Source organism: Vibrio sp. OY15 (assembly GCF_000742455.1).
Lineage (GTDB): Bacteria > Pseudomonadota > Gammaproteobacteria > Enterobacterales > Vibrionaceae > Vibrio > Vibrio alginolyticus.
The window spans coordinates 213,001-238,473 of sequence record NZ_JPIL01000014.1 but is presented as its reverse complement, the minus strand read 5'-3'; the positions used below and the strand labels follow the sequence as shown (position 1 = coordinate 238,473).

General features: G+C 44.2%; 25 protein-coding genes. 9 read left to right on the top strand and 16 right to left on the bottom strand.

Annotated elements, in window-relative coordinates:
* Positions 1 to 46: 46 nt before the first annotated feature.
* Positions 47 to 484 carry a DUF3069 domain-containing protein gene (locus IJ23_RS18720; protein WP_005376232.1) on the top strand — a complete coding sequence of 146 codons (438 nt, stop codon included), beginning with the start codon at positions 47 to 49 and terminating at the stop codon, positions 482 to 484.
* 76 nt (positions 485 to 560) lie between these two features.
* Here IJ23_RS18720 and modC read toward each other — a convergent pair whose 3' ends face one another.
* The 4 genes from modC to IJ23_RS18700 all read right to left on the bottom strand — a co-directional run bounded on the left by modC (position 561) and on the right by IJ23_RS18700 (position 4,657).
* Positions 561 to 1,667, bottom strand: a complete 1,107-nt coding sequence (gene modC, locus IJ23_RS18715) for a molybdenum ABC transporter ATP-binding protein ModC (protein ID WP_033907058.1) — start codon at positions 1,665 to 1,667, stop codon at positions 561 to 563.
* Complete coding sequence (gene modB / locus IJ23_RS18710; protein ID WP_033907057.1) at positions 1,664 to 2,353, bottom strand: molybdate ABC transporter permease subunit; 690 nt, start codon at positions 2,351 to 2,353, stop codon at positions 1,664 to 1,666. Before modB ends, modC begins: the two co-directional genes overlap by 4 nt.
* A gap of 27 nt (positions 2,354 to 2,380) precedes the next feature.
* Complete coding sequence (modA, locus tag IJ23_RS18705) at positions 2,381 to 3,136, bottom strand: molybdate ABC transporter substrate-binding protein (RefSeq protein WP_033907056.1); 756 nt, start codon at positions 3,134 to 3,136, stop codon at positions 2,381 to 2,383.
* Positions 3,137 to 3,205: 69 nt separating this feature from the next.
* Positions 3,206 to 4,657 (bottom strand): cobyric acid synthase, encoded by a 1,452-nt coding sequence (locus IJ23_RS18700; protein WP_033907055.1) that lies wholly within the window; start codon positions 4,655 to 4,657, stop codon positions 3,206 to 3,208.
* Positions 4,658 to 4,812: 155 nt separating this feature from the next.
* Between IJ23_RS18700 and IJ23_RS18695 the strand changes: the two genes are divergently transcribed.
* A complete protein-coding gene (locus IJ23_RS18695) occupies positions 4,813 to 5,187 on the top strand; it encodes a YgiW/YdeI family stress tolerance OB fold protein (protein WP_033907054.1) in 375 nt (124 codons plus the stop codon).
* 154 nt (positions 5,188 to 5,341) lie between these two features.
* Positions 5,342 to 5,878: a hypothetical protein gene (locus IJ23_RS18690; RefSeq protein ID WP_017634623.1), complete on the top strand. Its 537-nt coding sequence runs from the start codon at positions 5,342 to 5,344 to the stop codon at positions 5,876 to 5,878.
* A gap of 135 nt (positions 5,879 to 6,013) precedes the next feature.
* Here IJ23_RS18690 and IJ23_RS18685 read toward each other — a convergent pair whose 3' ends face one another.
* The 3 genes from IJ23_RS18685 to IJ23_RS18675 all read right to left on the bottom strand — a co-directional run bounded on the left by IJ23_RS18685 (position 6,014) and on the right by IJ23_RS18675 (position 8,909).
* The gene (locus tag IJ23_RS18685; protein WP_033907053.1) at positions 6,014 to 6,697 is read right to left on the bottom strand and encodes an ATP-dependent zinc protease family protein; all 684 of its coding nucleotides are present in this window, start codon (positions 6,695 to 6,697) and stop codon (positions 6,014 to 6,016) included.
* 11 nt (positions 6,698 to 6,708) lie between these two features.
* On the bottom strand, positions 6,709 to 7,896 hold the full coding sequence (locus IJ23_RS18680) for an amino acid aminotransferase (protein ID WP_033907052.1): 1,188 nt from the start codon (positions 7,894 to 7,896) through the stop codon (positions 6,709 to 6,711).
* A gap of 155 nt (positions 7,897 to 8,051) precedes the next feature.
* Positions 8,052 to 8,909, bottom strand: a complete 858-nt coding sequence (locus IJ23_RS18675) for an AraC family transcriptional regulator (RefSeq protein WP_025767758.1) — start codon at positions 8,907 to 8,909, stop codon at positions 8,052 to 8,054.
* Between the two features lie 120 nt (positions 8,910 to 9,029).
* Between IJ23_RS18675 and IJ23_RS18670 the strand changes: the two genes are divergently transcribed.
* Positions 9,030 to 10,415, top strand: a complete 1,386-nt coding sequence (locus IJ23_RS18670; protein ID WP_005388027.1) for an MATE family efflux transporter — start codon at positions 9,030 to 9,032, stop codon at positions 10,413 to 10,415.
* 84 nt (positions 10,416 to 10,499) lie between these two features.
* Here the strand turns inward: IJ23_RS18670 and nrdG are convergent, their stop codons facing one another.
* Positions 10,500 to 10,970, bottom strand: a complete 471-nt coding sequence (nrdG, locus tag IJ23_RS18665) for an anaerobic ribonucleoside-triphosphate reductase-activating protein (RefSeq protein WP_017634628.1) — start codon at positions 10,968 to 10,970, stop codon at positions 10,500 to 10,502.
* 84 nt (positions 10,971 to 11,054) lie between these two features.
* Positions 11,055 to 13,175 (bottom strand): anaerobic ribonucleoside-triphosphate reductase, encoded by a 2,121-nt coding sequence (gene nrdD, locus IJ23_RS18660; RefSeq protein ID WP_005388026.1) that lies wholly within the window; start codon positions 13,173 to 13,175, stop codon positions 11,055 to 11,057.
* 309 nt (positions 13,176 to 13,484) lie between these two features.
* On the opposite strand from nrdD, the gene IJ23_RS18655 reads away from it, so the two are divergent.
* On the top strand, positions 13,485 to 14,348 hold the full coding sequence (locus tag IJ23_RS18655; RefSeq protein ID WP_033907051.1) for an endonuclease/exonuclease/phosphatase family protein: 864 nt from the start codon (positions 13,485 to 13,487) through the stop codon (positions 14,346 to 14,348).
* A 36-nt stretch (positions 14,349 to 14,384) separates the two neighbouring features.
* Here the strand turns inward: IJ23_RS18655 and IJ23_RS18650 are convergent, their stop codons facing one another.
* From IJ23_RS18650 to IJ23_RS18640, 3 genes are read right to left on the bottom strand one after another with little or no spacing between them, the layout of a single operon-like run.
* Positions 14,385 to 14,825, bottom strand: a complete 441-nt coding sequence (locus tag IJ23_RS18650; protein WP_031781165.1) for a YeeE/YedE family protein — start codon at positions 14,823 to 14,825, stop codon at positions 14,385 to 14,387.
* Positions 14,826 to 14,839: 14 nt separating this feature from the next.
* Complete coding sequence (locus IJ23_RS18645; protein ID WP_372058356.1) at positions 14,840 to 15,253, bottom strand: YeeE/YedE family protein; 414 nt, start codon at positions 15,251 to 15,253, stop codon at positions 14,840 to 14,842.
* A 5-nt stretch (positions 15,254 to 15,258) separates the two neighbouring features.
* Entirely contained in the window at positions 15,259 to 15,549 is a 291-nt protein-coding gene (locus tag IJ23_RS18640; RefSeq protein WP_005376206.1) for an ArsR/SmtB family transcription factor, read from the bottom strand.
* A 151-nt stretch (positions 15,550 to 15,700) separates the two neighbouring features.
* Between IJ23_RS18640 and IJ23_RS18635 the strand changes: the two genes are divergently transcribed.
* Positions 15,701 to 17,404: an FAD-dependent oxidoreductase gene (locus IJ23_RS18635; protein ID WP_033907050.1), complete on the top strand. Its 1,704-nt coding sequence runs from the start codon at positions 15,701 to 15,703 to the stop codon at positions 17,402 to 17,404.
* Positions 17,405 to 17,471: 67 nt separating this feature from the next.
* On the opposite strand, the gene IJ23_RS18630 is transcribed toward IJ23_RS18635, so the two are convergent.
* Together IJ23_RS18630 and IJ23_RS18625 are read right to left on the bottom strand one after the other, a co-directional pair.
* Positions 17,472 to 18,170 (bottom strand): aspartate/glutamate racemase family protein, encoded by a 699-nt coding sequence (locus tag IJ23_RS18630; RefSeq protein WP_017820174.1) that lies wholly within the window; start codon positions 18,168 to 18,170, stop codon positions 17,472 to 17,474.
* Between the two features lie 139 nt (positions 18,171 to 18,309).
* Positions 18,310 to 19,110 carry a PhzF family phenazine biosynthesis protein gene (locus IJ23_RS18625; RefSeq protein ID WP_033907049.1) on the bottom strand — a complete coding sequence of 267 codons (801 nt, stop codon included), beginning with the start codon at positions 19,108 to 19,110 and terminating at the stop codon, positions 18,310 to 18,312.
* A 146-nt stretch (positions 19,111 to 19,256) separates the two neighbouring features.
* Here IJ23_RS18625 and IJ23_RS18620 point away from each other — a divergent pair, with 146 nt between their 5' ends.
* Positions 19,257 to 19,706: a YkgB family protein gene (locus IJ23_RS18620; protein ID WP_005376100.1), complete on the top strand. Its 450-nt coding sequence runs from the start codon at positions 19,257 to 19,259 to the stop codon at positions 19,704 to 19,706.
* Between the two features lie 198 nt (positions 19,707 to 19,904).
* Here IJ23_RS18620 and IJ23_RS18615 read toward each other — a convergent pair whose 3' ends face one another.
* Together IJ23_RS18615 and IJ23_RS18610 are read right to left on the bottom strand one after the other, a co-directional pair.
* Positions 19,905 to 20,381 carry a DM13 domain-containing protein gene (locus IJ23_RS18615; protein WP_005376099.1) on the bottom strand — a complete coding sequence of 159 codons (477 nt, stop codon included), beginning with the start codon at positions 20,379 to 20,381 and terminating at the stop codon, positions 19,905 to 19,907.
* Between the two features lie 195 nt (positions 20,382 to 20,576).
* Positions 20,577 to 22,901 (bottom strand): FdhF/YdeP family oxidoreductase, encoded by a 2,325-nt coding sequence (locus IJ23_RS18610; RefSeq protein WP_033907047.1) that lies wholly within the window; start codon positions 22,899 to 22,901, stop codon positions 20,577 to 20,579.
* Between the two features lie 667 nt (positions 22,902 to 23,568).
* Here IJ23_RS18610 and IJ23_RS18605 point away from each other — a divergent pair.
* Together IJ23_RS18605 and fdhD are read left to right on the top strand one after the other, a co-directional pair.
* Positions 23,569 to 24,453, top strand: coding sequence for a LysR family transcriptional regulator (locus tag IJ23_RS18605; RefSeq protein WP_005388011.1), 885 nt, complete (start codon positions 23,569 to 23,571; stop codon positions 24,451 to 24,453).
* A gap of 53 nt (positions 24,454 to 24,506) precedes the next feature.
* A complete protein-coding gene (gene fdhD / locus IJ23_RS18600; protein ID WP_005460891.1) occupies positions 24,507 to 25,337 on the top strand; it encodes a formate dehydrogenase accessory sulfurtransferase FdhD in 831 nt (276 codons plus the stop codon).
* Positions 25,338 to 25,473 lie beyond the last annotated feature (136 nt).

Sequence of the window (25,473 nt, the reverse complement as noted above, 5' to 3'; positions counted from 1 at the left end):
GCATTTGGTATTAATATTCCCGCCTTTTTGTAATGAGAGACACACCATGTCAGAAGCAACTAACAGCGAAAGCAAAAAAATCGATCTAGCCAGCATTTCTCCAGAGCTACGTAAAGTTATCGAATTTGACGAAGTTCCAGAGCAAATGTTCGAAATGGTTACCTCTATCCATGAAGTGTCTGAAGAAGCGGTACGTGAATCATGGGACGAAATGCCAGCAAGTGCACAGAACATTCTAGACAACTTTGAACAGTTTCATGCTCTAGTTTCTGTAGGCCAAGCATTCGCTGGTATTAATGTGATGGAAGAGTTTCCGACTCTTAATCTGCCAGAAAACATGACAGATGAAGATAAAGAAGAATACCGTGCTCAACTACTTGATAATGTGCTTCACAACTGTGTGAAAGACATGGTTAAGCAACTTAAGAAAGCACGTCGTGACCCACTTCTTAAGCGTGAATTCAAAGAAGTATTCGCGAAGTAATTCCGACATTCTTCTAGTAACAAAGGCCGCACTTTGCGGCCTTTTTTGATCATGAAGCGTAAATCAGTCTAAACGGTTAATGAGGCGCTAGTGCCATATCTTTTTGTGTCACACTGACACCTTTAATTTGTGCAAAAACACGGCTACCAATTTTTAGGTTGAGATCGTCAAGGGCCCACGGTGTGATCGTTGCCCACAAATAACATTTCTCGTCTAGCTTGAGTGATACATTAATACTCTGTTTGTCATCGGCTGCGTTAAACACTTCGATGGAATCGACAATAGCAGGCAGAATATTTCGAATCGACGTCGCCTTGGGCTGCTCGAGCGTGATAGAAACGTCGTTGGCACGCACTTGCAAGCGTATTGGCGTGTCTGGTGTTCCGTCAATCTTTTGCACCCACAGGAGTACATTAGGTGCAAGGCTGATACAAGTCAGTGCATAACGTTCATGATGTTCAGCAATCCGGCCTTCAAATAAGCTACTTTGATCTGAGAAAGATTGCCATGGACGCATAGCATGAGAAGCCCACACTTCCTCAAGCTTACCTGAACTCGAAATTTTACCTTGGTCAATAATTGCAAGGTGCTGAGCAAGCCTTAAAATTTCCTGGAGACTGTGTGTGACATAGATAATAGGGATATTTACCTTCTCAGACAACTCCTCAAGAAAAGGCATTACCTCACGCTTTCTTGGCATATCGAGTGAGGCAAGTGGCTCATCCATCAAAAGCAAATTGGGTTTAGATAGCAATGCGCGCGCAATCGCAACACGTTGCTTTTCACCACCAGAAAGTGATACCGGAAAGCGCTTTAGTAACGGTTTGATAGACAAGAGTTCGGTGACTGCATCAAAATACTCGTCATCTTTTTTTTTAACGCCATATAACAAATTGCCTTGAACCGAATAGTGAGGAAACAAACGTGAATCCTGAAACACATAACCAATACCACGCTTGTGCGTTGGTAGGTTAATTCCCTGTTCACTGTCAAACAAAACATGCTCACCAACCGCAACATACCCTTGCCTTGGAGTGACCAATCCGCTGATGATGTTAATCAACGTCGTTTTACCTGCACCAGATCGTCCAAACAAGGCACTAATTCCGTTACAGGGTAACTTAAGTTTGATGTCGAAGTCAGTCTCACCAAGCATTTGTTTAAATTGGACTTTAATCGTCATTGCTTCGCACCCAATCTGCTTGCCGCTTTACGATTTAGCCATTCAGAGAGCATTAATGTAGACAAGGCTAACGCGATAGAAATGATACACAGACGAGCCGCCTGCATTTCTGCACCTGGCGTTTCAATAAAGTTGTACATTGCCAGCGGAATCGTTTGGGTCTCACCCGGAATGTTAGAGACGAAACTGATCGTCGCCCCGAATTCGCCAAGACTACGAGCAAATGACAGCATCGTTCCCGTAATAATTCCGGGAACGGTCAGTGGTAACGTGACGGTGAGAAACACTTTTAAAGGAGAAGCGCCTAACGTAGAGGCTGCGTGCTCCAATTTAGGGTCGACGCTATCTAAGCTTAAGCGTACTGAACGAACCATCAAAGGCAAAGCCACGACAATACAAGCGACTACTGCCCCTTTCCAATTAAAGCTAAATACTACCCCTAAGTTTTCATAGAGCCACTTTCCAAGGAACCCTTGTCGTCCTAAAGAAATCAACAATAAATAGCCGATTACCACTGGCGGCAATACCAGTGGTAAATGAATTAAGCTATCGAGAATCGATTTACCAAAGAACGTTTTTCGAGAAAGTAGCCAAGCAAGAAAAACGCCGAGAGGAATCAGCCAAAGTACTGCGTACGCGCCTACTTTGAGGCTTAACATTAAGGCTTGGTATTCCAGTTCTGTCACGCTTCGTTCCTATAATTGAAGGCCGGTTTATTGCTGAAAGCCATATTGAGCAAAAACGCGTGCGGCTTCGTCCGATTTTAGGTACTGGAAGAACTGCTCCGACTCAGTAGAATCATTCACAATTGCTGCCGGGTAAACAATAGCCGCATGCGTATCACTCGCAAATTCGCCGACAATTTTGACTTTATCAGTTAACTGAGCATCGGTTTTGTAGACCACACCTAAAGGCGCTTCTCCACGTTCAACCAACGCCAAAGCTAAGCGCACATTCTTTGCTGGTGCGACGTGAGTTTGAACCGCTTTCCATACACCCAGTGTAGTCAATGACTCTTTCGCGTACATACCAGCAGGTACTGACGTCGGATTGCCTAAAGCAAGACGATTTCCATGCAATGCCTTCTCCCATGCCTTTGCATCAGAAAAGTTAAATGAGGTTAATTCTGAAGACTGAGGAGCAATCAAGACTAAGCTATTGCGCACTAGATTTGTGACATTGTCACGATAAATGACATTTTTATCGACCAAATAATCCATCCATTTCGTGTTCGCAGAAATGAATACATCCGCTGGTGCGCCATTGATAATTTGTCGAGCGATAGCAGAAGAACCACCATAAACGGGAGTGATAGAAACGTCATACTTTTCTTCAAAGTTTTGCGCGATCTCGTTAATCGCATTCGTCATAGAAGAGGCTGCATACACTTTTAGGTTCGTTGATGCGTTTGCTGAAAATGAAATGCTTAATACTACCGTAAGGCAAGCATACTGTTTCCATGCTTTCATAGAGATACTCCAATACAAGGCAAGCGAAAGAACAGGTTATTTAAATATAAAGTTCAATCAGTTAATGGGCTATTTAAACAAAAAATCAAGGCGCACATGTTGTTCTATCGCATCTGCGATGCGATTAATGCCTTGCTCCTTTAACTCTTCAAAGTCTTGTTGTTTGATTTGGGTGCCGTTTACCCATTCTGATACCAGGCTTAAGACAGCTGCCTCGTCAAAGAACCCGTGAAGGTAGGTTCCCATGATTTGGCCACACTCGCTGATCGCCCCCTCCGCTTCACCGGAACTGAATGTAAGAGGTTGCAGGCCCCGTACTTCACTTCGCCCTACGTGGATTTCATAACCCTTTACATTGGCTGTTTTGCCGTTAAGAGAAAGCTGTGCTTTTGTGTTTGTAAGCTGTTTGCTGTTAGTTAGCGTCGTAGTGATATCAAGCAAGCCAAGTCCTTCGCTTTGACCTGGTTGGCCTTCGACGCCGTTTGGATCATCAATCAAGTTTCCAAGCATCTGGTAGCCGCCACAGATACCAATCACTTTTCCACCAAGACGAATATGACGCAAGATATCTTTATCCCACCCCTGGCTTCTTAGATAATCCAGATCGTCTCTGACCGATTTGGTCCCAGGCAAAATAACCAGGTCGGCTTTATCTATTTTTTCGCCTTTACCTACATAACGTAGATTGATGTCTGGATTCAATCGCAGCACATCAAAATCAGTATGATTACTAATCCGGGTTAAAACAGGCACAACAACATTCAGTTTTACCTCAGAGTGCAACTCCTGCTGTGCAGTGATCGCGTCTTCTGCTTCTAAATTCAAACCATGGAGAAAAGGAAGTACACCAAGTACAGGTTTACCTGTTTTTTCTTCTAGCCAATCGAGGCCCGATTGCAATAAACGAATATCACCTCGAAAACGGTTGATAACAAATCCTTTTACTCGCGCTTGTTCAGATTCAGAAAGTAACGCAAGTGTTCCGTACAAATGTGCAAACACTCCACCACGATCAATATCAGCAACAATGATCACTGGTACATCAGCGGCCTCAGCAAAACCCATGTTTGCAATATCGCCTTCTCGTAAATTGATTTCAGCAGGACTCCCCGCGCCCTCGATAATGATCGAATCAAATTCTTGAGTCAGACGAGAGAAGGAATCTAACACCGTGTCCATCGCCACTTTCTTGTAATCATGAAAGCCAGCCGCATCCATATTGGAAATCGCCTTACCCTGCAAAATGATCTGAGCACCTGTATCACTGTTAGGTTTAATCAAAACCGGATTCATATGTACGGTTGGCTCAATATTACACGCCTGTGCCTGTACGGCCTGTGCTCGACCTATTTCACCGCCATCTTTGGTTACCGCACTATTTAGTGCCATGTTTTGTGGCTTAAATGGGGCAACATTTATCCCTTTTCTTGCTAATACACGGCATAAACCTGCCACAAGGACACTTTTTCCGGCATCCGAAGTGGTGCCTTGAACCATTAAAGATGGGATCGCTGATTTCATGAACATTCGTAAGGAATAGAGGAAGATGAACAATCATAACGTCATCGTCCCCACTTACTCAAGCAAATGAATAGAATATGAATGTTGAAATCATCATTGGTTCAAACAAGCCCTGTTTTAATGACCCCATCAAAACAAACCGATGAGGATGTAACATGAAAAAGAATACAATTATCGCAACAATCGCCGCCTTAGCTATTGCTCCTTCTATCGCGTTCGCGAAAGATAACGCTCAAAACCAATCAAACTTCCAGTTTAACGGTCCTGTCACTGTGGAAAAATTGGATGCCTTGCTAAACGACTCCAATATGTTTACTGAAAAAGATGTGGTCGTTGAAGGTAACTTATTGCGTCAAGTTCGCTCGGATAAGTTTGTCTTTAGCGATGGTTCCGGTGAAGTGATGGTCGAACTCGATGACGATATTCAGCTAAATACTCCGATTGATCACACGACTAAAGTCCGTCTGTTTGGCGAATTTGAAGGCGGGAACAAACCAGAGATTGAAGTCGAACAACTCGTGGTCATGTAAAACAAACCCCGATTGCTGTGCATATCAACATGATGTAGTGACGATTACAGCTAAATAGTGACGGCAAGCACTTAAAATGATAGCTTTATCAATCTTGGTCTGCTTTTTGCAGACCATTTTTTTGTTCATTTTAATCATCTTGCCCGGAGACACCATGCTAGGTAAAGCTCTAAAGGTTGCAGCCTTTGGTTTGTGTGCTATTTTGCCACTTTCCGCACATGCAAATAATTTCAACTACAACACGATGGAATTTCGCATGGGCACTAGCCCTGGTACATTTGGTGGAGAGTTCAATACCTACTTTACAGAGAATACCCATTTCATTGCTCGCGCAGACAGTGAATTCAGCGGAGACTGGGACATTGCTGGTGGTATAGGCTTTAATGGGCCAGCAGGCCAATTTGCAGATATTTATGGCCAAATGTTGGTACACAACATTAAAGAGAACGGCAGTGATAAAGTCGGCGACGAGTGGCGCACGGAAGTGAATATTGGCACTCGTATTTGGTTTATGCAAAATGTTGAGCTACATGGCCGTATCGGCCAAATCATAGATAATGACGATTCGAACACCATTTACAATCTGGGCGCACGATTCCACTCAACTCAGCAACTATCACTTGGTGCAGATTTCAAAAATAATGGTGTCTATGGCCAGCAAATTGTAATGTCTGCTCGTTTTGCATTTTAGTGGACATGACTATGACTATGACTACCAGGGCATCACAAGCAAGCATATGATTCAATAAAAATGGCCTCCAATTTTGGAGGCCATTTTTTGTTAATCACGAATTATTAGCTTGTAGCAGAAACTAGCTGTAATACATCAGTTTTTAGCGTTTTTTTTAGGTTTATCTTGCACATATTTTTTCGATACATCTACAACGGCGATATCTCTAAAAAAGCTTCGACCAAGCAAAATTGGAAACGTCATATGTCCGCGATCGGCTAACGTAAACTCTGTCTTTTCTTTGTGCTCCCCAACGGTAATGTAGGCTTTTACCACCGCTCGTTTATCCACCTCTTCTGACGAAGACTGCTTAACTTTAGCCCAGCGCTCAACGGGTACTTTAAATTCTTTGGTGTCTTTGTCACCTAAATCTATCTTAAATTTAACCCAGTCTTTACCATCACGCTCAAACGGAACAATGTCAGTCGCACTAATTGATGATGTTGTCGCCCCTGTATCGACTCTAGCCTTGAAAGTCTGGTCAATTTCAGGAACATAAACCCATTCTTCAGAACCAAGAATTAACATGCCATCGGGTGTTTTTGTGACCTTGACTGGCTTCTTAGGCTTTGGTTCCGGCTTTTTCTCAGGTTTCGCTTCTGGTTTGGGCTCCACCTCTGGCTTTGGATCTACATCAGGTTTCACTTCTGGCTCGACTTTAACGGGCTCTTCGACCTTTGGCGACTCTGGCTCAACAGGTTCCTGCGTCGTTTGAGTTGACGTACAAGCAATTAAACTGCCGCTCATCATAAGCGGCAGAATCAGTTTCCAGTTTTTCATCCACACTCCAATTAAGCTTGAGATACTTTCTTAATTGCGTCCGCTACGTATGGAATATGAGTTTCGGTAAGTCCGGCAATGTTAATTCGACCATCGCCAACACCATAAATGCCATAATCTTCACGCAGTTGCGCCATTTGGTTTCCACTAAAGCCTAGCACAGTAAACATGCCTTTGTGACCCTCAATGAAATCAAATTGATCTGTATTATGGTTGTTTCTCAACTCGTTACACAAACTTTGACGAAGGCTAACCAAACGATGTTGCATTTCACTCAATTCTTGCTTCCAAACGGAAGTGAGATTGTCATCTTGCAGAATGGTCTTAACTAAAGCTGCACCATGGTCGGGTGGCATCGTGTAAGTCGAGCGAGCTAGAGTGAGGAGTTTACCTTTTGCATTGGTTACATCATGCATGTTCTTACCAACCACAATCGCTGCACCAGTTCGTTCACGGTACAGACCAAAGTTCTTCGAACATGAAGTAGTAATCAACATCTCTTCAACGTTATCTGCCATAAAACGAAGGCCTTTTGCGTCTTCTTCTAGGCCATCACCGAAGCCTTGGTAAGCAATGTCCACAAATGGGATGAAACCGTTCTTCTGCGACAATTCTGTAATGGCTTGCCAAGCAGAGAAGTCAATATCCGCACCAGTTGGGTTGTGGCAACAACCATGAAGAAGTACCACATCTGAAGGCCCAGCTTTCGCAAGATCATCCATCATTTTTTCGGTGTCTACTTGTTTCGTTTCCGAAGAGAAATAGTGGTAGAACTTAACTTTAAGGCCTGCTGCTTCCATCACTGGCTTGTGGTTTACGTAGCTTGGGTTGGAAATCCAAACCGTCGTATCTGGCTGTACGATCTTCATTAGATCACCGAGCATACGCAGCGCACCACTTGCACCTGGCGTTTGAATAGCTGCAACACGATCCATTGCAGACGTTCCCGTCAGTAGCAAATCGATCATGCTTTTATTAAATTCTTCGCAACCTGCAAGACCAACATAAGACTTGGTTTTTTGAGTTTCAACAACGACATCCTGCGCCATTTGAATGGCTTTCATAATCGGCGTTTCGCCTGCGCTGTTTTTGTATACGCCAATGCCAAGGTCAACCTTGTTTGGACGTTCATCGTTACGGTATGCAACGGATAGAGATAAAATAGGATCTAATACGGGAGTTGGGAGATTAGAAAACATGAAAGTCATAACCCTTTGAAATTCAAGTACCGAACCTCACGTTAACACCATCGCAAAAAATGACGAAATGATTTTTCACTTATTTCATCAATTAGAGAACAAAATTCTGGATTGCGGTGAGTTTTGTGCGCTCTATCGTTCAGAAAAAGAACGATTCACTCCTCGTTGTACCAATCCACTCTACCGTTTTTTCTAAACTCTCTTGGTGTCATGGTCGACCACGCTTTAAAACGTGTACTAAAGTTAGCGCTGGTCGGATATCCGACTATTTCTCCAATATGCTGAATTGGCCATTCTGTTGAACGAAGTAACCTAGCAGCATATTCCATGCGCATACGCGTTAAATGTGCCATTGGGCTTCGACCAAACTGCTTTTGAGTCAGTCGATGCAAATGAGGCTCCGAACATGGATATAGAGCCGCCACCTGCTCAACGCTCCAATCCTTATGGAGCTGACGTTGGACAAGGTCAAATACACGCCGAAGCCTCAATTGGCTGCGTGATATCGACTCTGAGGGCGGCATGTTTAACATCAGCTCTAACTGAGCCACACTATGCTCACCTACCGCACCACCATAATCGATTGGAAGGTTAATGCTGCGTAGTAACGTTTGGATACATGCATACATCACTTCAGGTGTAGATGAAAGCTGGTAGCGAACATCGCATTCTAATATCGGCCACTCTCTATCAGGAGCAAGAAAAAGCCACGCGATCTGCCAAGGTTCTTCTTCTATACCAAAACCGTTTTCAACACCTGCGGGTACTGTAATCAACGAGCCCGGTTCCAAATCGTATCGATAAGTCCCACTCTCTAGCCACCCTTTACCACGCACCGTATAGAGCAGCATGTGTTTCTTTTGGTTTTTACGATAAACAGAGAAGAAGTCACGACAAGTGGCAATGCCGCACTGCACAATGCCTCTCTCCTCAAGTGCTAATACTCGACTGTGATCAATAAACTCTTGATAAGTTTTTTCTGAAATCGCGTAGCGTTCTTGTTTATCTTCCATGATTTATTGGCTCACATGTGCGTTAGTAGAGAGTTTTACAAAGGTTTTGGATTCCTTTGAAAAATACACCGCCAAATCATGAGGATAAACTACTCGCATTAATCTTTAAGGAGAAATGCGATGCTCTTAACACGCGAATACATCGATAAAGCATTTTGGCAAAAGCTGATTACGATTGGCCTACCTGTTTCACTTCAGTCCATGCTTTTTGCTTTGCTCGGCGTCGTGGATATTTTCATGGTAAGCCTACTCGGAGAATCTGCAACGGCAGCAGTTGGAGTTGGAAATCGTATCTTTTTCTTCAACCTAGCGGTTGTCTTTGGCCTGTGCGGTGCAGTTACCGTACTTGCTTCTCAATACTACGGCTCAGGAAACCTAGCCGGAATTCGCAGAACGTTGGCGCAATCTTGGTTTATTTCCATTTTGGTGACGCTGCCGTTTATCGTTCTTTATGCGATTTTTGATGAAGAGATCGTCTCTTTTATGTCAGACGATCCTGAATACGTCACTTATGCACGTGATTATCTTGTGGTTACGGGCTTTAGCCTCATTGCTACGGCGATAGTAGTACCGATTGAAGCGGTATTGCGCTCCGTGGGCCAAACCAAACTGGCAACCAACGTTAGTATCTCCGCCATTGTCGTTAACGTCGCGCTTAATTATGTTTTGATTTTTGGTTTATTTGGTTTCCCTCAATGGGGCGTATTTGGTGCAGCCGTAGGTAGTTTTGTTTCTCGATTTTTCCAAACCGCCGTCTTGATTTATTTTTTCTACAAACGATATGCTTACCTAATTCCGACTAAGTTCGATTGGGTACAAGGCCGCTTAAAACAGTATCGAAAAAAGTACTTTAAGGTTTCTTTACCCATGTTGGTCCACGATGCACTTTGGACTGGTGGATTGATCGTTTACAGCATCATCTATGGTCAATTGGGCGTTTCAGAACTGGCGATCATCTCATTCTTATCACCGATTGAAGGGGTACTGATTTCAACCTTTATGGGATTTGCGGTCGCTGCATCCGTTCTTCTTGGGAATGATATTGGTGCAAAACATTATGACCGAGTCGAGAAAACGGCGTGGTGGTATGTGTTAACCAGCGCAATCTTAGCCACCTTGCTGTTTTTCCTAGTGTGGTTGAGCTCGCCCATGATTCATCACCTATTGGTACTGAGCCCGTTAACCGATGCAGACATGGCACTTAACGTATGTTTAGTCATGGCGCTAGGTATGATTTTGAGGGTGTTTAACATGGTTGGGATTGGCGGCGTACTAAAGAGTGGCGCTGATATTCGCTATAGCATTTTCATCGACACGTTCGGTCAGTGGGCTATTGGCATCCCCCTTACTTATTACACAGGCATGGTGTTAGGGCTGCCTTTGCATTTTGTCTTGATGTCTCTGCTCGCGGAAGAGTTAGTGAAAGGCGTACTGACGACTTACCGTATTCAATCTAAACGTTGGATAAATAATATGGTTGAAGATGACCAATCGGTGACAGCGTAACCAAAAAGACATTAACGAACTCACACCAAAAGGGCTCACCCGTTATGCACGCGTGAGCCCTTTTTATGTGCGGAGAATGCTTGATTAGATGTCCGTAAAGCGATGAATGATTTGGTTTGAACTGCCACGCCATTCGAGATTGAGGTCTTTCTTGTCTTGTTCAAACTTACCATCAATCAAAACATCGATGTATTGCACCACTTCCCTTTGCGCGTTATTCAGTTCCGTCAGCGTGTAGCCAGTCCAAACCCAAATGTCTTTACCTGGGCACTCCTCTCTCACCCTTTTCACTATCTTCAAAATATGAGGCACATTAGCAGGGTGAAGCGGATCTCCACCCGACAACGACAAGCCACGGCGTTTGATACGCGTGTCGTTTAAGTCAGCGATGATTTTGTCTTCCGCTTCTTGCGTGAAAAGTACACCAGAATCCAAACGTTGCGTCGACTGGTTATAACACCCACGGCACTGATGCACACAACCCGACACAAACAGCGTGCAGCGCGTACCCGGTCCGTTAACAACGTCAATTGGATAGTATTGGTGGTAATTCATAATGCGTCTCTGTGTTATCGCGAAAGAGAAAATCAACCTGTTTAAAGTTGATTTTCAAAGTGTTAAAACGAGTGGTAGTAAACCTTACAGGTGTTTAACTCGGCGCTTCACTTCTTCTTGCTTACCGAAGTTAAACGGGCGTGCATCTGGGCTGCCTAGGTAGCCACAAACTCGACGTGTTACTGATACTTTAGTTGAGTCATGGTTACCACAGCTTGGGCAAGTGAAGCCTTTACTTGTACAGTCAAACTCGCCGTTGTAGCCACACTCGTAGCACTCATCAATTGGCGTGTTTGTACCGTAGTAAGGCACTCGGGTGTAACTGTAGTCCCATACGTTTTCTAGTGCTTCAACGTTACGTTGCATGTTCGGGAACTCGCCGTAACAGATAAAGCCGCCGCTTGAGATTTCTGGGTAAGGCATCTCAAAGTCGATCTTGTCGTATGGGTTCACCTTCTTCTCAACATCTAGGTGGAAGCTGTTGGTGTAGTAACCTTTGTCTGTTACGCCTTCAATTACGCCGAACTCTTTCGCATCGATGCGGCAGAAACGGCTACATAGGTTTTCACTTGGCGTTGCATATAAGCTGAAGCCATAACCTGTTTCGTCAGCCCATTGATTCACAGCATCTTTTAGATGCTTGATGATCGCGACCGCTTTTTCACGCAAAACAGCGTCATCATAAACGTGCGCTTCTGTACCGAATAGCGCGTTAATTGTCTCGTGTACACCGATGTAACCAAGAGAAATAGACGCACGACCGTTCTTGAAGATATCTGCGATTGAGTCGTCTGCTTTCAAGCGAACACCACATGCGCCTTCCATGTATAGGATTGGGGCCACACGTGCTTTCACGTTTTCAAGGCGAGAGATACGTGTCTCTAGTGCTTTACGAGCAAGACGTAGGCGGTCATTTAGAAGCTCGTAGAATTTCTCTTCGCTTCCGTTTGCACGGATAGCGATACGAGGAAGGTTCAAGCTCACGACGCCAAGGTTGTTACGACCTTCGTGAATCAGCTCACCGTTTTCTTCGTAAGTACCAAGGAAGCTACGGCAACCCATTGGCGTTTTGAATGAACCGGTTACTTCCACTACTTTGTCGTAGTTAAGAATGTCTGGGTACATACGCTTAGACGCACACTCAAGCGCAAGTTGCTTGATGTCGTAGTTTGGATCTTCTGATTTGTGGTTCAAACCATCTTTGATGCCGAATACAAGTTTAGGGAATACCGCTGTTTTACGGTTCTTGCCTAGACCTGCAATACGATTCTTCAGAATCGATTTCTGGATCAGGCGGGATGCCCAGCTTGTACCAAGACCAAAACCGAACGTAACGAATGGGGTTTGACCGTTCGCTGTATGCAGCGTGTTTACTTCGTATTCTAGAGATTGAAATGCGTCGTAACACTCTTTCTCAGTGCGCGCTTTTGCGAACTCTTCTGGCTCAGCAATGTTCCACTCTTTTGCAATCTCTAGGTGTTTCTCGTAGCTTGTGATTACGTACGGTTCTAGAACCTCATCAATACGGTTGATGGTTGTACCGCCGTAAATGTGGCTCGCGACTTGAGCAATGATTTGCGCTGTTACCGCTGTTGCAGTCGAAATTGATTTTGGCGTATCAATCTCAGCGTTACCCATTTTAAAACCATGCGTCAGCATGCCTTTAAGATCGATAAGCATACAGTTAAACATTGGGAAGAACGGTGCGTAGTCTAAATCGTGGTAGTGAATGTCACCCACTTCGTGCGCTTGAACCACATCGCGAGGAAGAATGTGCGTCTTCGCATAGTGTTTCGCTACGATACCAGCCAACAAGTCACGTTGAGTCGGAATTACTTTGCCGTCTTTGTTCGCGTTCTCGTTGATTAGATCCAGATTACTTTCTTCAATCAAACCTTCGATTTCGCGAGTTAGTGCACTTTGCTTCTCACGAGCGATGTCGCGATCGTGGCGATATTCAATGTAAGAACGCGCTAGGGCTTTGTAAGGACCTTGCATGAGTTCATTTTCGACTAAGTCTTGAATCTCATGGATGTGAACTTCATCGTGTTCTCTTAACTGTAACTCGACAGCAAGAGCCACATTAAGAGCATAAATAGCGACATCTTTATCTTTGTTTTCCGCTGCTGCTTCAACTGCTGCTTGGATACGATCCCTGTTGAACGGAGCTCTTGATCCGTCGCGTTTGATTACGATTGGTTTCACCTTGTTCTCCTTACCCGAGCATACTCACAGAGTTATCCACAAACACACTATATGGGGTTATTTTTTATTCTAGCAACACAATATATTGTGGCGTATTTAACGAGAAGCACCACTCGAAAACATTGATTTTGATCAATAAAGATTGGCTAGCGAACAAGAAGAAATCGATCTTATTGGCGTTGATCTCAGTTGCGAAGAAAACCATGAAAATTGCAAAATTGGTACTAAATCTACTTGCTATTTTTGGAGGTCTTGTAGGATAAAGGATGGAAAGGAATACGCTAAAAGATAGGAGTGCAACAGGCCAAAATGCGATCACTTTTTGTTACGTTAATATTACTTTTTAGTTCTCTTTCATTTGCTCAAAACTCCATCAATCTAACCAGTTGGAACATAGAATGGTTATCTATAGATGGTGGAAAAGTGTCGAGAACACCACAAGATTTTGAAAAACTGACCCACTATGTGGATAAAACACAAGCCGACATTCTTGCTTTTCAAGAAGTCGAAAGCGTCGCTGCAATGCAAAAAGCTGTTGGCAACGACTTCACTATTTATCTTTCCGATCGTTCAAACGCCTCCAACCGACACCTTCAGTTTAACGACACCAACCAATACACAGGCTTTGCCGTGCGCAATGGCGTAAGCGTATTAGACAAGCCAGACTTCTCTATCACACGAGGCAACAGCAAGCTGCGCTTCGCGAGCTACCTTGTTTTAAATCCAAACCAAGAAAACGAGACTCACCTACTCTCTGTACATCTGAAAGCGGGTTGCAGTGGCGCGTATCGTAATAACCGCGATTGTAAGATAGTGAAACAACAAGGACAGGCACTAGCTAAGTGGATAAAGGCGCGCGAGGACAACAAACAACATTATGTCGTGCTTGGCGACTTTAACCACAACTTGGGTTATCAAGGAGATTGGTTGTGGGACGTGATATCGGACAATACTAGTGCAAAGCTAGTGACTAAAGAGACTAAAGCGGAATGTAAAGTGCGTTCTAATCGTAATCCGAATAAAACCCACCAATTCCGCTCGGTGATAGACCACATTATTGTGAGTGGTGATTTAAAGGCGTCGTCTGGTGTTCAAACCGTTTTCAAAACACAAGATGTACTCGACTATAAACTGAGTGACCATTGCCCGGTTTCTACGACACTCACTTTTTAGCGTTTAAGTACTATTTTTAACGTTGAAGTACTTTCTTTATTGACGAACCACTCTTTTAGCGGTGAATGACCCAGCCAACATTGCCACTATAAAGAGCAGAACTTGTGTGTTGCCAGTGAAAAGGCTGGCAACCGCAGGACCAGGACACACACCCAGTAACCCCCAACCAATACCAAACAGTACAGCACCACCGACTAACTTTTTGTCTATCGCTTTAGAAGTTGGGCATACAATCTCATCACCAAACACAGATTCGCTTCTTGGCTTTATTAATAAAAGATAAGCTGGAACGAACACCGCAAGTGCTCCGCCCATTACAAAGGCTAAGCTTGGATCCCATGCTCCAGTAATATCGAGAAAGCCAATCACTTTTGCCGGTTCAGCCATACCAGAGACCACCATACCAATACCAAAGAGCACACCAGAAAATGCAACAACGGACATTTGCTTAATACTTTTCATTACATGAGTTTTCATAACGGCACTATTCCTCACGATACTAGCAAGACGGTTAACATGGCTGTGGCCATAAAAGTACACGTCGCGACCACAGAACGGATTGAGAAACGCCCTATCCCACAAATGCCATGACCACTAGTACAACCATTGCCGATACGCGTACCGACACCGACTAACAAGCCAGCAACGATAACTAAAACAACAGAACCGCTGTACTGTTCTGGTACATGCCCGCCAAGAACATAAACAGCAAACACGCCACCTAATACCATCGCAATTAAAAAAACAATGCGCCAAACGCGATCTGCGTTCTCAACGGCACCGTTTAAGATCCCACTGATCCCAGCAGTCTTGCCAGTAAATAGCATCAGTGTTATCGCTGATACGCCAACTATTATGCCGCCCAACAGCGACATCCAAGGAACTTCAAACATAGCAACCGCCAAACTAATTACTTACAGAAAACTTGCTTAAAGGCCTCAACCAGCGGACCAACTCTTTCATCAGAAATTGAATAGAATACCTGCTGAGAAACTTTTCTAGCTTTAATAATGTCGTGCTTTCTCAATACGGTGAGATGTTGTGAAAAAGCAGATTGGCTTAATGATGAACCTTCAAAAAGTTCACCGACCCCTTTCTCGCCTTCAATCAGCTTACACATCACGATTAGGCGCTCTGGATGAGCCATAATTTTAAGCAGCTCACTCGCTTCGGTCGCACTTTGTAGCATACTGTCGCCCATTCTTATGCCTCTTCATTACTACATTACATTTTATTAGATATTACTAATTAATATTATTAAGTCAATGCTAATGTAGATTAAATAACATTAGACTTAGCTAATTTATTTAAGTAAGGTGTAGGCGTTTTCGATCATTCAGCAGGAGAAATCCATGAGCAAAATCGTGATTATTGGTGGGGTTGCTGGCGGTGCATCTGCAGCAGCTCGCGCTCGTCGTCTTAGTGAAGACGCAGAAATCATTATGTTTGAACGCGGTCCATTTGTGTCATTTGCAAACTGTGGCTTACCCTATCACATTGGTGGCGATATCCAAGAGCGCAGCAAACTGCTTCTTCAAACGCCTGAAAGCTTTCTAGCGCGTTTCAATGTTGATGTCCGTGTGATGAACGAAGTGGTTTCTATTAACCGTCAAGACAAAACGGTTACGGTTAACAATTTGCTTGATGGCTCGGAATACCAAGAGAGCTACGACTTTCTTCTACTTAGCCCTGGCGCAGGTCCAGTTGTGCCGCCTATTCCGGGTATTGATAACCCGTTAACACACTCGCTGCGCAATATTCCAGATATGGATCGCATCATTAAAACGATCGAAACCAACAAAGTTGAAGACGCTACGGTCGTTGGTGGTGGTTTTATCGGTTTGGAAATGATGGAAGCCTTCCACCAGCTAGGCATAAAAACCACATTAGTTGAAATGGCGGATCAAGTGATGACGCCCGTTGACCGTGAAATGGCTGGCTTCGCACATGCTGAAATTCGTGAGAAAGGCATCGACCTTAAACTTGGCGTCGCACTTGAGTCGGTGAAATTCGTACCTAACGAGCACGTGGCAAGTTTCGACTCTGGTGAGAGCGAAAAACACCAACATCTAGAAGGTGAATTGGAATTAACACTAAACAGCGGTGAAAGACTCACCACCGATATTTTGATTATGGCAATTGGTGTTCGCCCCGAGACCAAATTAGCAAAAGAAGCTGGCTTAGAAATCGGCGCTCTTGGTGGTATTTATATCAATGAATACATGCAAACCAGCGATCCTTCGATCTACGCTGTCGGCGACGCGGTAGAAGAGAAAGACTTTGTGACTGGCGAGCAAACTCTAGTGCCACTTGCGGGCCCGGCAAACCGCCAAGGCCGAATGGCAGCAGACAACATGCTTGGCCGCCAAGAAACTTACCAAGGTACGCAAGGCACGGCGATCTGTAAGATTTTTGATTTAGCCGTCGCTTCTACTGGTAAAAACGAGAAACAGCTGAAACGTGAAAACATCGCTTATGAAAAAGTGTATGTGCATACAGCAAGTCACGCGAGTTACTACCCAGGTGCAGAAACCGTGTCATTCAAAATGCTGTTTGATCCAGTAACAGGTAAAATATTAGGTGCGCAAGCAGTAGGTAAAGACGGTGTTGATAAACGTATCGACGTAATGGCAGTTGCTCAGCGTGCTGGTATGACGGTAGAGCAACTGCAACACCTCGAGCTAACTTACGCGCCACCTTATGGCTCTGCTAAAGATGTAATTAACCAAGCGGCGTTTGTGGCAAATAACATCATCAAAGGCGATGCGACCGCGATTCATTATGATGAAATGGATTCACTGACAGAAGACCAACTGTTACTTGATGTTCGTAATCCTGGTGAATTGGAGTCCGTTGGTTATCTTGAAGGTGCAATTAATATTCCTGTCGATCAACTACGTCGTCGCATGCACGAACTTCCTAAAGACAAAGAGATCGTGATTTACTGTCAAGTTGGGTTACGCGGTAACGTAGCATACCGTCAGCTGGTCAACAATGGTTACAAAGCCCGCAACTTGATTGGTGGATACAGAACTCTCAAATTTGCTCGCTTATAACTTGATAATAAAAAAGAGAAAACCACGTGCTTGGTTTTCTCTTTTTTTGCAGGAAAGAAAGCGTAGATCATTCACCTTCAATTGCCAAACGGACTGCTGCTTGAGCATGGATAGAAGTGGTATCAAGTAGTGTAACCTCGGTGTGACTTTGGTTTACAAGTAAGGCAATTTCAGTGCACCCGAGAATCACAGCTTCAGCTCCGTGCTCTTTTAGTTTTTCAATAATTTGCAAGTATATCGTCCTTGACTCCTCTTTGATTTCACCTTGGCATAACTCTTTATAAATAATGTTATGTACTTTAGAGCGGTCGTCTTGATCGGGAATGACGACATCAAGCCCATAACGGTCGGAAAGCCTTCCTTTATAAAAGTCTTGCTCCATTGTGAATTGAGTACCAAGGAGTCCGACCTTTTGAACCCCTTTCTCACGAAGTAACTCAGCAGTCGCGTCTGCGATATGTAGTATGGGGATATTAATACTGGCTTCAATTTGAGGCGCAACTTTGTGCATTGTGTTAGTACAAATAAGAATGAAGTCAGCGCCCCCTTTTTCTATTGAAGATGCAGCATCAGATAGAATGCTTGCCGTTTCTTCCCATTTACCTTGATGTTGAAGTTTCTCTATCTCCGAAAAATTCACGCTATACATACAAATTTTTGCGGAATTTAGGCCGCCTAACGCCTCTTTGACTCCTTCGTTGATCAATTTGTAATAGCTAAGCGTCGACTCCCAGCTCATACCACCTAGAAGGCCGATAGTTTTCATATAACTCTCCAATCGTTATACACCACCGTGCCAGGGGTGTTTTTACAAAAAAAATCAGCCACTTAAATAAGCAGCATTCAAGCATCTTCACTATTGAGCATTGGGTAACACGAAAATAAAATCATTCCCACAAGGACCGCTACGCGATTCTCATATATCCTCGCAATATCGTTACTGCATTTCCAGAAAGCTTAACGTGCTCAGTGCTTAACAACTCTGTATGAACGACCCCACTTCTCTTGGAGGCTTGGAAGCCTTTCAGTTGCTTTTTGTTGAGCTCTTTAGCCCAGTAAACACATAAAGCGCAATGTGCAGAGCCTGTAACTGGGTCCTCATTAACACCTACCCAAGGCGCGAAGTATCGAGAGACAAAATCGGCGTCAGTGCTTGATTGAGCAGTGATGACGACGCCACGGCCTTTTTGTTTAAGCAGCGCACCAAAATCAGGGTTGAGCTGTTCAAGCACAAATTCATCATTAATGACGACCAACTGCTTATTATCAAAATGACCGTAGGCGACTACATTGGCGGCATCTAGCCCCAAACCATGAAGTAAGTCTTTGTTAATACTAGCTCGCATATCTAAAGTTGGAGCAGGAAACACCAAATGAATTTCTTCATGATCGAGTTGTGCAGTTAAAACCCCAGATAGCGTAACGAACTCAATCGTATCTCCAGTATTATATAACCCCTGCTCTTTCAGAACGTGCGCCGTTGCAAGTGTGCCGTGTCCACACAAAGCAACTTCCGTTCTCGGTGTAAACCAACGAAGTTGCATTGTACTGAGTGACAGAAATGCCGTTTCAGATAACGACATCTCGGCCGCGATGGCCAACATCGTTTCCTCATCAAGGCTTGACTCTGTGATACAAACACCCGCGGGATTACCTTTGAAAACCTCTGATGTAAACGAGTCAACCTGAAAAATTTTAACTTCCACGAAATATCCTTAAGTTCTATCAAACACGTAATTCTGTATCACGTGATTTTTAATATCTGTTGTTTGAGCGAAAAAACCTATGAAATTTTCTACCAACCTTATAGGTCTTGTTGGAAGCGCTAACAAACAGGAGAATGTAGTTAATTATGCAAAACGTAAAAAGCCATCATCAATGTGACTCAATTGGATATCTTATCGGAGTTTTCGGCGTTTCTTTAGTTCTAATATGGATTGGTATTTATAAATTCACACCTACAGAGGCCAAGCTTATACAACCGCTCGTTGAAAATCATTTTCTGATGAGTTGGTTGTATGATGTGATGTCAGTTCAAGCCGTATCAAACATCATTGGCGCAACAGAAATCATTGTCGCTATTGGATTAATCGTTGGCCTTAAAAACACACGAGTCGCTTATTTTTCTGGCATAGCCGCCGCAATTATTTTTCTTGCGACACTCAGCTTTCTAATTACGACACCGAATACATGGAAAGTGTCTGATGGGGTTTTGGTGACAAACTTCTTTTTAGTAAAAGATATTCTATTTTTAGCCATTGCGATTAGCGTCATCGAACGAAACAAGCCAAACAGAGAATAACTCTAAATAGTTCGAAATCTTGTTTTTCCAGAACGTAGCCTGAAAGGTGCAAACGACTTACAAGTCGAATGGTTCTGTCAATAACTCTAAACAAAGGCTCTTAAATTTAGAGTGTTTAAGAGTCTTTGCCTCTTAATTATGCGAAACAACATCCTAGCGTAAAGTGAAAAGAAAAGCCTTTCACTCTACTGCTAAGGTTTATTGATACTTTGCCGAAGTAATGAACTCACCGAATGTCTCGCACCATACAACAACCGTATTGTATTCAGAAATTGAAGTGCTTTGAGGAACCTCAACAACGAAGTTATCGAACGTTTTGACATCACCAATTAAGCTCATCTCAGATTTAAGGTCATTAAACTCTTGTTCCGTTTCGACAAACTTAGGAGATAGATAGAGTTTATAGTCTGGTCCGGGAGCGAGTTTTCCTACCAACGTAATGACTTCAGAACTCAAATGAATCTCTCCCTCTCCCCAATGAAAAGCATCGCTACCTTTGAGTTCCCTCTTAAACACTGCGCTGTATTCTGCACCTTGCTTACTCTTAGCAACTTGCTCATCGGTCGGCGCAGGTGGTGCAATAAGGATCGGTAAAGTATAGATACCTATCGCAATGCCAATAGAAACTGCCACTAAGTGACTGATTGTTAATTTAATTATATTTTTCAAGGTCATAAGCATCTTCTTATTAGTTTTACTACTTGAATTTAGATTCAAATCGGCCTTATCTGTCTATTATCGAGCAGCATAATGTCATTAACATTATACACAAGCTATGCGCACTAAATGCAGACTGAGCGCAATTAAAAACGGCTGATAATTAATATCAGCCGTTTGCTTATCCGAAATGTCGTTGTGCCGGTTTGGTCACTATTCCGCTTCCACCAAAGCGATCTTATCGGATGTCGATTTTTCCAATTTTATCGCAATAAACTTAGAGGTTGGCGTAAACGTTCTATCCCCATAACTGTCCAAAGGAACTAATGGGTTTGTTTCTGGATAGTAAGCCGCCGCCTGACCTGCTGGCACATCATAGGCAACAAGCGTAAATCCGCTTACGCGACGCTCTACGCCATCTTCCCATAATGACACCATGTCCACTTTGTCGCCCGGTTCAAAACCGAGTTTACGAATATCCGCTTCATTGATAAACAGCACTTCGCGCATACCAAATACTCCACGATAACGGTCATTCAAGCCGTAAAGTGTCGTATTGTATTGGTCGTGTGAGCGCATGGTTTGCAAGATCAAATCTGGCTTTTGGCCTTTTTCGAGTATCGCTTCGCTGATCAACTGCTTCGGCAACTCGCTAGAGCTGAACTGCGCTTTGCCGCTTGGTGTATTCCATCGACGCTCGGCAGCTGGGTTTACCAAGTGGAATCCACCTGGGTGTTTAAGCTTATGGTTAAAGTCGGTAAAGCCCGGAATCGTGTCGGCAATCAAATCGCGAATACGGTCGTAATCTTCAATCGCCCACAACCAATCAATTGGTTTTGCTCCAAGTGTAGCATTGGCAATACCGGCAATAATCGCTGGTTCTGAACGCAAATGCTCCGAACGCGGTTTTAGCTGACCAAATGAAATATGTACCATGCTGAAGGTATCTTCAACCGTCACGCCTTGTGGGCCAGTCGCTTGCTGATCAATCTCAGTACGGCCTAAGCATGGAAGAATAAGCGCATCTTTACCTGTGACAAGGTGAGAACGATTTAACTTCGTCGAAATGTGTACGGTTAAATTACAGTTTCGCATCGCGTTGTGCGTACGTTCTGTGTCTGGCGTTGCTTGTACAAAGTTGCCGCCCAAACCGATAAATACTTTCGCTTGCCCTTCTTCCATCGCTTTAATGGCTTGCACAGTGTTGTGGCCTTCATCGCGCGGGACGGCAAAGTTAAATCGACTTTCAATGCGATCCAACAACAGATCTGAAGGTTTTTCATCAATGCCCATCGTACGGTCGCCCTGAACGTTACTGTGACCACGCACTGGTGAAAGCCCCGCTCCCGGCTTACCAACGTTACCTCGTAACATTTGCACGTTTGCGACTTCTTTAATGGTTGGCACAGAGTGACGATGCTGAGTCAACCCCATCGCCCAACACATGATCACACGTTCTGCACGTCGATACATGCTCGCCACCATCTCGATTTCACTTAAATCAAGACCCGATTGTTCCGCGATGTGTTCCCAAGAGGTTGCGTCCACTTCAGCCAAATACTCATCAATACCTGTTGTGTGTTGCTTGATGAATTCACGATCAAATACCGCTTTTCCACCGTTTTGCAATGCCTTGCGTTCCCATTGCAACAAGAATTTCGCGATGCCACGAAACACTGCCATGTCTCCACCTAAAGCAGGACGCAGGTACGCCGTGTTGGTAGGCTCTGAACCGTTACTCAACATCTCAATCGGCATCTGTGGGTTTTGGAAACGCTCTAATCCGCGCTCTTTCAGCGGGTTTAGACAGATAACCTGTGCTCCACGTTTTACCGCTTCACGCAGAGGTTCAAGCATTCGTGGGTGGTTCGTACCCGGGTTTTGACCAATCACGAAAATCGCATCAGCTTCTTCAAAATCATCAAAGATCACTGTGCCTTTACCAACGCCAATGGTGTCTTTCATCCCGATAGCACTGGCTTCGTGGCACATGTTGGAACAATCTGGAAAGTTATTGGTACCGAATGCGCGCACAAATAGCTGATACAAAAACGCCGCTTCGTTGCTTGCACGACCAGAGGTATAAAACTCAGCTTGGTGTGGTGAATCCAATTGATTGAGATGTTTCGCGACAAGTGCAAAAGCCTCATCCCAAGAGACTGGCACGTAGTGATCGGATTCAGCATCGTATCGCATTGGGTGCGTGATACGGCCTTGGTATTCCAACCAGTAATCGGTTTGCGTTGAGAGAGAAGAAACGCTGTGATTGGCAAAAAACTCAGGATCAACCAGACGATTGGTCGCCTCCCAGTTTACCGCTTTCGCGCCATTCTCACAGAAATTGACTTTACCGCTATCTGGCGACTCACCCCATGCACATCCCGGGCAGTCGAAACCGCCATTTTGGTTGGTTTTGAGCATAGTGCGAATGTTTTTAACTGCATTTTCACTGCCCCACCAACTTCTGGTTACGGCTTTCAGTGCACCCCAACCCCCAGCTGGACCTTTGTATGTTTTTATTTGTTCTTTTTGGCTCACGACTTTACTCCTCGCAGATATACCAGCAAGCAGGGTGCCCGTGAAAACAAGCGCGTTATTTATTGAGATAATGCGGAAGTATTGAAGGGCTTAGTTTCTAATCCATGTATTTTTTAATCCAAATAAGTAACCACTCAACATGCTCTCGCTTGTCCGAGCGTTTACTTATCTAGATTCTTGATATCGGATACCCGCCTACTGTTTCTAAGACTGGTAGATTCAATTCGCATTGTTGCGTCTTGATCTAAATCAAAGATTAAGTCGTTATTCAATATGCGTCCAATTGATAATCCTGACCGAGTGATAAACAAAATCTATGACGAATTTTTCCACTGACGGTCATAACATTTTTAATCAATACAATTTATGAGGTTAATCGTTTTCCCATCCGATTCCACCTAGTTCGCTTAACGAGCTCAATAAAATCGGTACTCTTGATAATAGATAATATCTATCACACTATAGATACTTTAAATTTGACCCTAATTAATATCAGGAATAGCCTTGATTCAGATCAATTTTGAGTGTGGTTTTATTCTTGACTTGGTTTTGGTTTTCCATTTCCCAGTTAAAACGCTCCAGCGCTTAAAAAGTACGGTAGTGCCGTGCCCTTTTTAGGGAGTTCCCCCCGTACATGTGACTCACAACGCAAGGTTAACAAGCCATTATGGATATCAAACAACTTAAATATCTCATCGCACTTGAACAGACCAAACACTTTGGTCAAGCCGCCGCATTGTGCCACATTACGCAGCCTACCTTGTCCATGAGAATCCGAAGCTTAGAGGAAGAACTCGACCTCGAATTAATCCAAAGAAGTCAACGATTTGAAGGGTTTACTGAAGCCGGAGAACGCATTTTAGCTTGGGCAAAAACCGTCTTAGCCGCTCATGATGGATTGCAAGCCGAGGCTGCTAACTGCCGTGGTCAGTTGGTCGGCTCTCTTCGGCTTGGAATGGTGCCACTCGCCAGCCAAAACCCGATGGAATTGCTCAAACCATTAGCTCACCAGTTCCCTGAGTTACGCTTTCAAATACTCTCCATGACGACCGAACAGATCATAGACCAACTCAATCGCAATCAACTTGATTTGGGGATGTGTTATGTCGATCAAGTCAACACCGCTTACTTCGATGTTATCGAACTAGATTCAACCAAACTTGGCGTTTTATTCGATGAGCGTCATTTTGATTTTGCCGAATCTGAAGTGTTGTGGGAGTCACTCAATAACATTCCGCTAGGGCTGCTTTCGAAGGGCATGCACTATCGCCACTCAATTGATCTTAGCTTTGTGAGTAAAGGGCTGGTTCCGCAAACCGTCATTGAAAGTAACTCCACCTTTCACTTGATCCAAGCAGTAACCAGTGGCCTTTGTTGCGCCATTATGCCGCTGAACTGTGGATTGGAAGAGTTGAACGATACGCTTCGCATTATCCCTATCGAAGAAGCCGCCGTTCACGCCCCGCTAGGTTTGTTAAAGCGAAAACAAGAACCCTTCTCCGCGCTAACCGATCAGTGCTTCGCAGAAGCAAAAAACATATTTAATCGATAACAAGAATCCACACGTCAATTTTTGGCATACATAACGGCTTATGAGGTGATTTCATGAGATGTACTACTCAATCTTATTTTGAACTGTCCGATTTCAATCAAGCACCACCTCAACCAAGTGCGTTCAATTACCGAGAATTGATTGATGGCCGCCCAGTGCAACAAATGTCGCTGGCGAGTGAATCCGCCTTAGCTATCAGCTACAACGGCATTAGCCAAGCGGTCATGATGGTGACGCCAGGCCATCTGGAAGACTTCGTGAAAGGATTTAGCCTAAGCACAGGCATCGTCCACGACTTCAAAGAGATCAAAGACATTGAAATTGGTGGCGATCACGAATCTCATTATGCGGAAGTAGAAATCAGCAACCGCGCTTTCTGGGCGCTAAAAACACAACGTCGGAATCTTGCAGGTACAACCGGATGCGGCATTTGTGGCGTCGAGGCTCTGGAACAAGCTTTGCCTGATTTAGCACCGCTAACACCGTCTCTTCCTCCGCGCTCCGATGTATTCGAAGGGCTGCGAGACAAAGTCGCACTGCATCAAGAAGCCGCACGTGAATCTGGCGCGCTACACGCCGCTTTATTTTCAGATTTACAAGGCAACATCAAGTTGTGCCGAGAGGACATCGGCCGTCACAACGCGCTAGATAAGTTGATTGGCGCATTGGCCAACAATCACATCGAACCTCAAAGTGGCTTCGCAATCATGACAAGCCGTTGCAGCTTAGAGTTGATCCACAAAGCCGTTCGCGCGCGTATCCCCACTCTGGTTTGCTTATCTGCACCTACAGCGTTAACTGTCGAATGGGCAAGAAGAAACCATTTGAACCTAATTCACTTACCAAAACACGGCTCGCCGCGTCTATACAGCCCTGCGCCTTAACACGTCAACCTAGCCGAATTCCTAATATTTCTAACAGAGACCTCTGGGTCTCTGTTGTTTGCTTCTCGTTCCCAATTGATACTTAGCGACAAGACACTATTCTCTCCAACCAAACGTGCTCACCCCTTGTCAGCAC

Excerpts from the sequence above, each read along its gene's own strand:
- IJ23_RS18720 (WP_005376232.1), top strand. The coding sequence starts at position 47 with ATGTCAGAAGCAACTAACAGCGAAAGCAAAAAAATCGATCTAGCCAGC.
- modC (WP_033907058.1), bottom strand. The coding sequence starts at position 1,667 with ATGACGATTAAAGTCCAATTTAAACAAATGCTTGGTGAGACTGACTTC.
- modA (WP_033907056.1), bottom strand. The coding sequence starts at position 3,136 with ATGAAAGCATGGAAACAGTATGCTTGCCTTACGGTAGTATTAAGCATT.
- IJ23_RS18700 (WP_033907055.1), bottom strand. The coding sequence starts at position 4,657 with ATGAAATCAGCGATCCCATCTTTAATGGTTCAAGGCACCACTTCGGAT.
- IJ23_RS18695 (WP_033907054.1), top strand. The coding sequence starts at position 4,813 with ATGAAAAAGAATACAATTATCGCAACAATCGCCGCCTTAGCTATTGCT.
- IJ23_RS18690 (WP_017634623.1), top strand. The coding sequence starts at position 5,342 with ATGCTAGGTAAAGCTCTAAAGGTTGCAGCCTTTGGTTTGTGTGCTATT.
- IJ23_RS18685 (WP_033907053.1), bottom strand. The coding sequence starts at position 6,697 with ATGAAAAACTGGAAACTGATTCTGCCGCTTATGATGAGCGGCAGTTTA.
- IJ23_RS18680 (WP_033907052.1), bottom strand. The coding sequence starts at position 7,896 with ATGTTTTCTAATCTCCCAACTCCCGTATTAGATCCTATTTTATCTCTA.
- IJ23_RS18675 (WP_025767758.1), bottom strand. The coding sequence starts at position 8,909 with ATGGAAGATAAACAAGAACGCTACGCGATTTCAGAAAAAACTTATCAA.
- IJ23_RS18670 (WP_005388027.1), top strand. The coding sequence starts at position 9,030 with ATGCTCTTAACACGCGAATACATCGATAAAGCATTTTGGCAAAAGCTG.
- nrdG (WP_017634628.1), bottom strand. The coding sequence starts at position 10,970 with ATGAATTACCACCAATACTATCCAATTGACGTTGTTAACGGACCGGGT.
- IJ23_RS18655 (WP_033907051.1), top strand. The coding sequence starts at position 13,485 with ATGCGATCACTTTTTGTTACGTTAATATTACTTTTTAGTTCTCTTTCA.
- IJ23_RS18650 (WP_031781165.1), bottom strand. The coding sequence starts at position 14,825 with ATGAAAACTCATGTAATGAAAAGTATTAAGCAAATGTCCGTTGTTGCA.
- IJ23_RS18640 (WP_005376206.1), bottom strand. The coding sequence starts at position 15,549 with ATGGGCGACAGTATGCTACAAAGTGCGACCGAAGCGAGTGAGCTGCTT.
- IJ23_RS18635 (WP_033907050.1), top strand. The coding sequence starts at position 15,701 with ATGAGCAAAATCGTGATTATTGGTGGGGTTGCTGGCGGTGCATCTGCA.
- IJ23_RS18630 (WP_017820174.1), bottom strand. The coding sequence starts at position 18,170 with ATGAAAACTATCGGCCTTCTAGGTGGTATGAGCTGGGAGTCGACGCTT.
- IJ23_RS18620 (WP_005376100.1), top strand. The coding sequence starts at position 19,257 with ATGCAAAACGTAAAAAGCCATCATCAATGTGACTCAATTGGATATCTT.
- IJ23_RS18615 (WP_005376099.1), bottom strand. The coding sequence starts at position 20,381 with ATGACCTTGAAAAATATAATTAAATTAACAATCAGTCACTTAGTGGCA.
- IJ23_RS18605 (WP_005388011.1), top strand. The coding sequence starts at position 23,569 with ATGGATATCAAACAACTTAAATATCTCATCGCACTTGAACAGACCAAA.
- fdhD (WP_005460891.1), top strand. The coding sequence starts at position 24,507 with ATGAGATGTACTACTCAATCTTATTTTGAACTGTCCGATTTCAATCAA.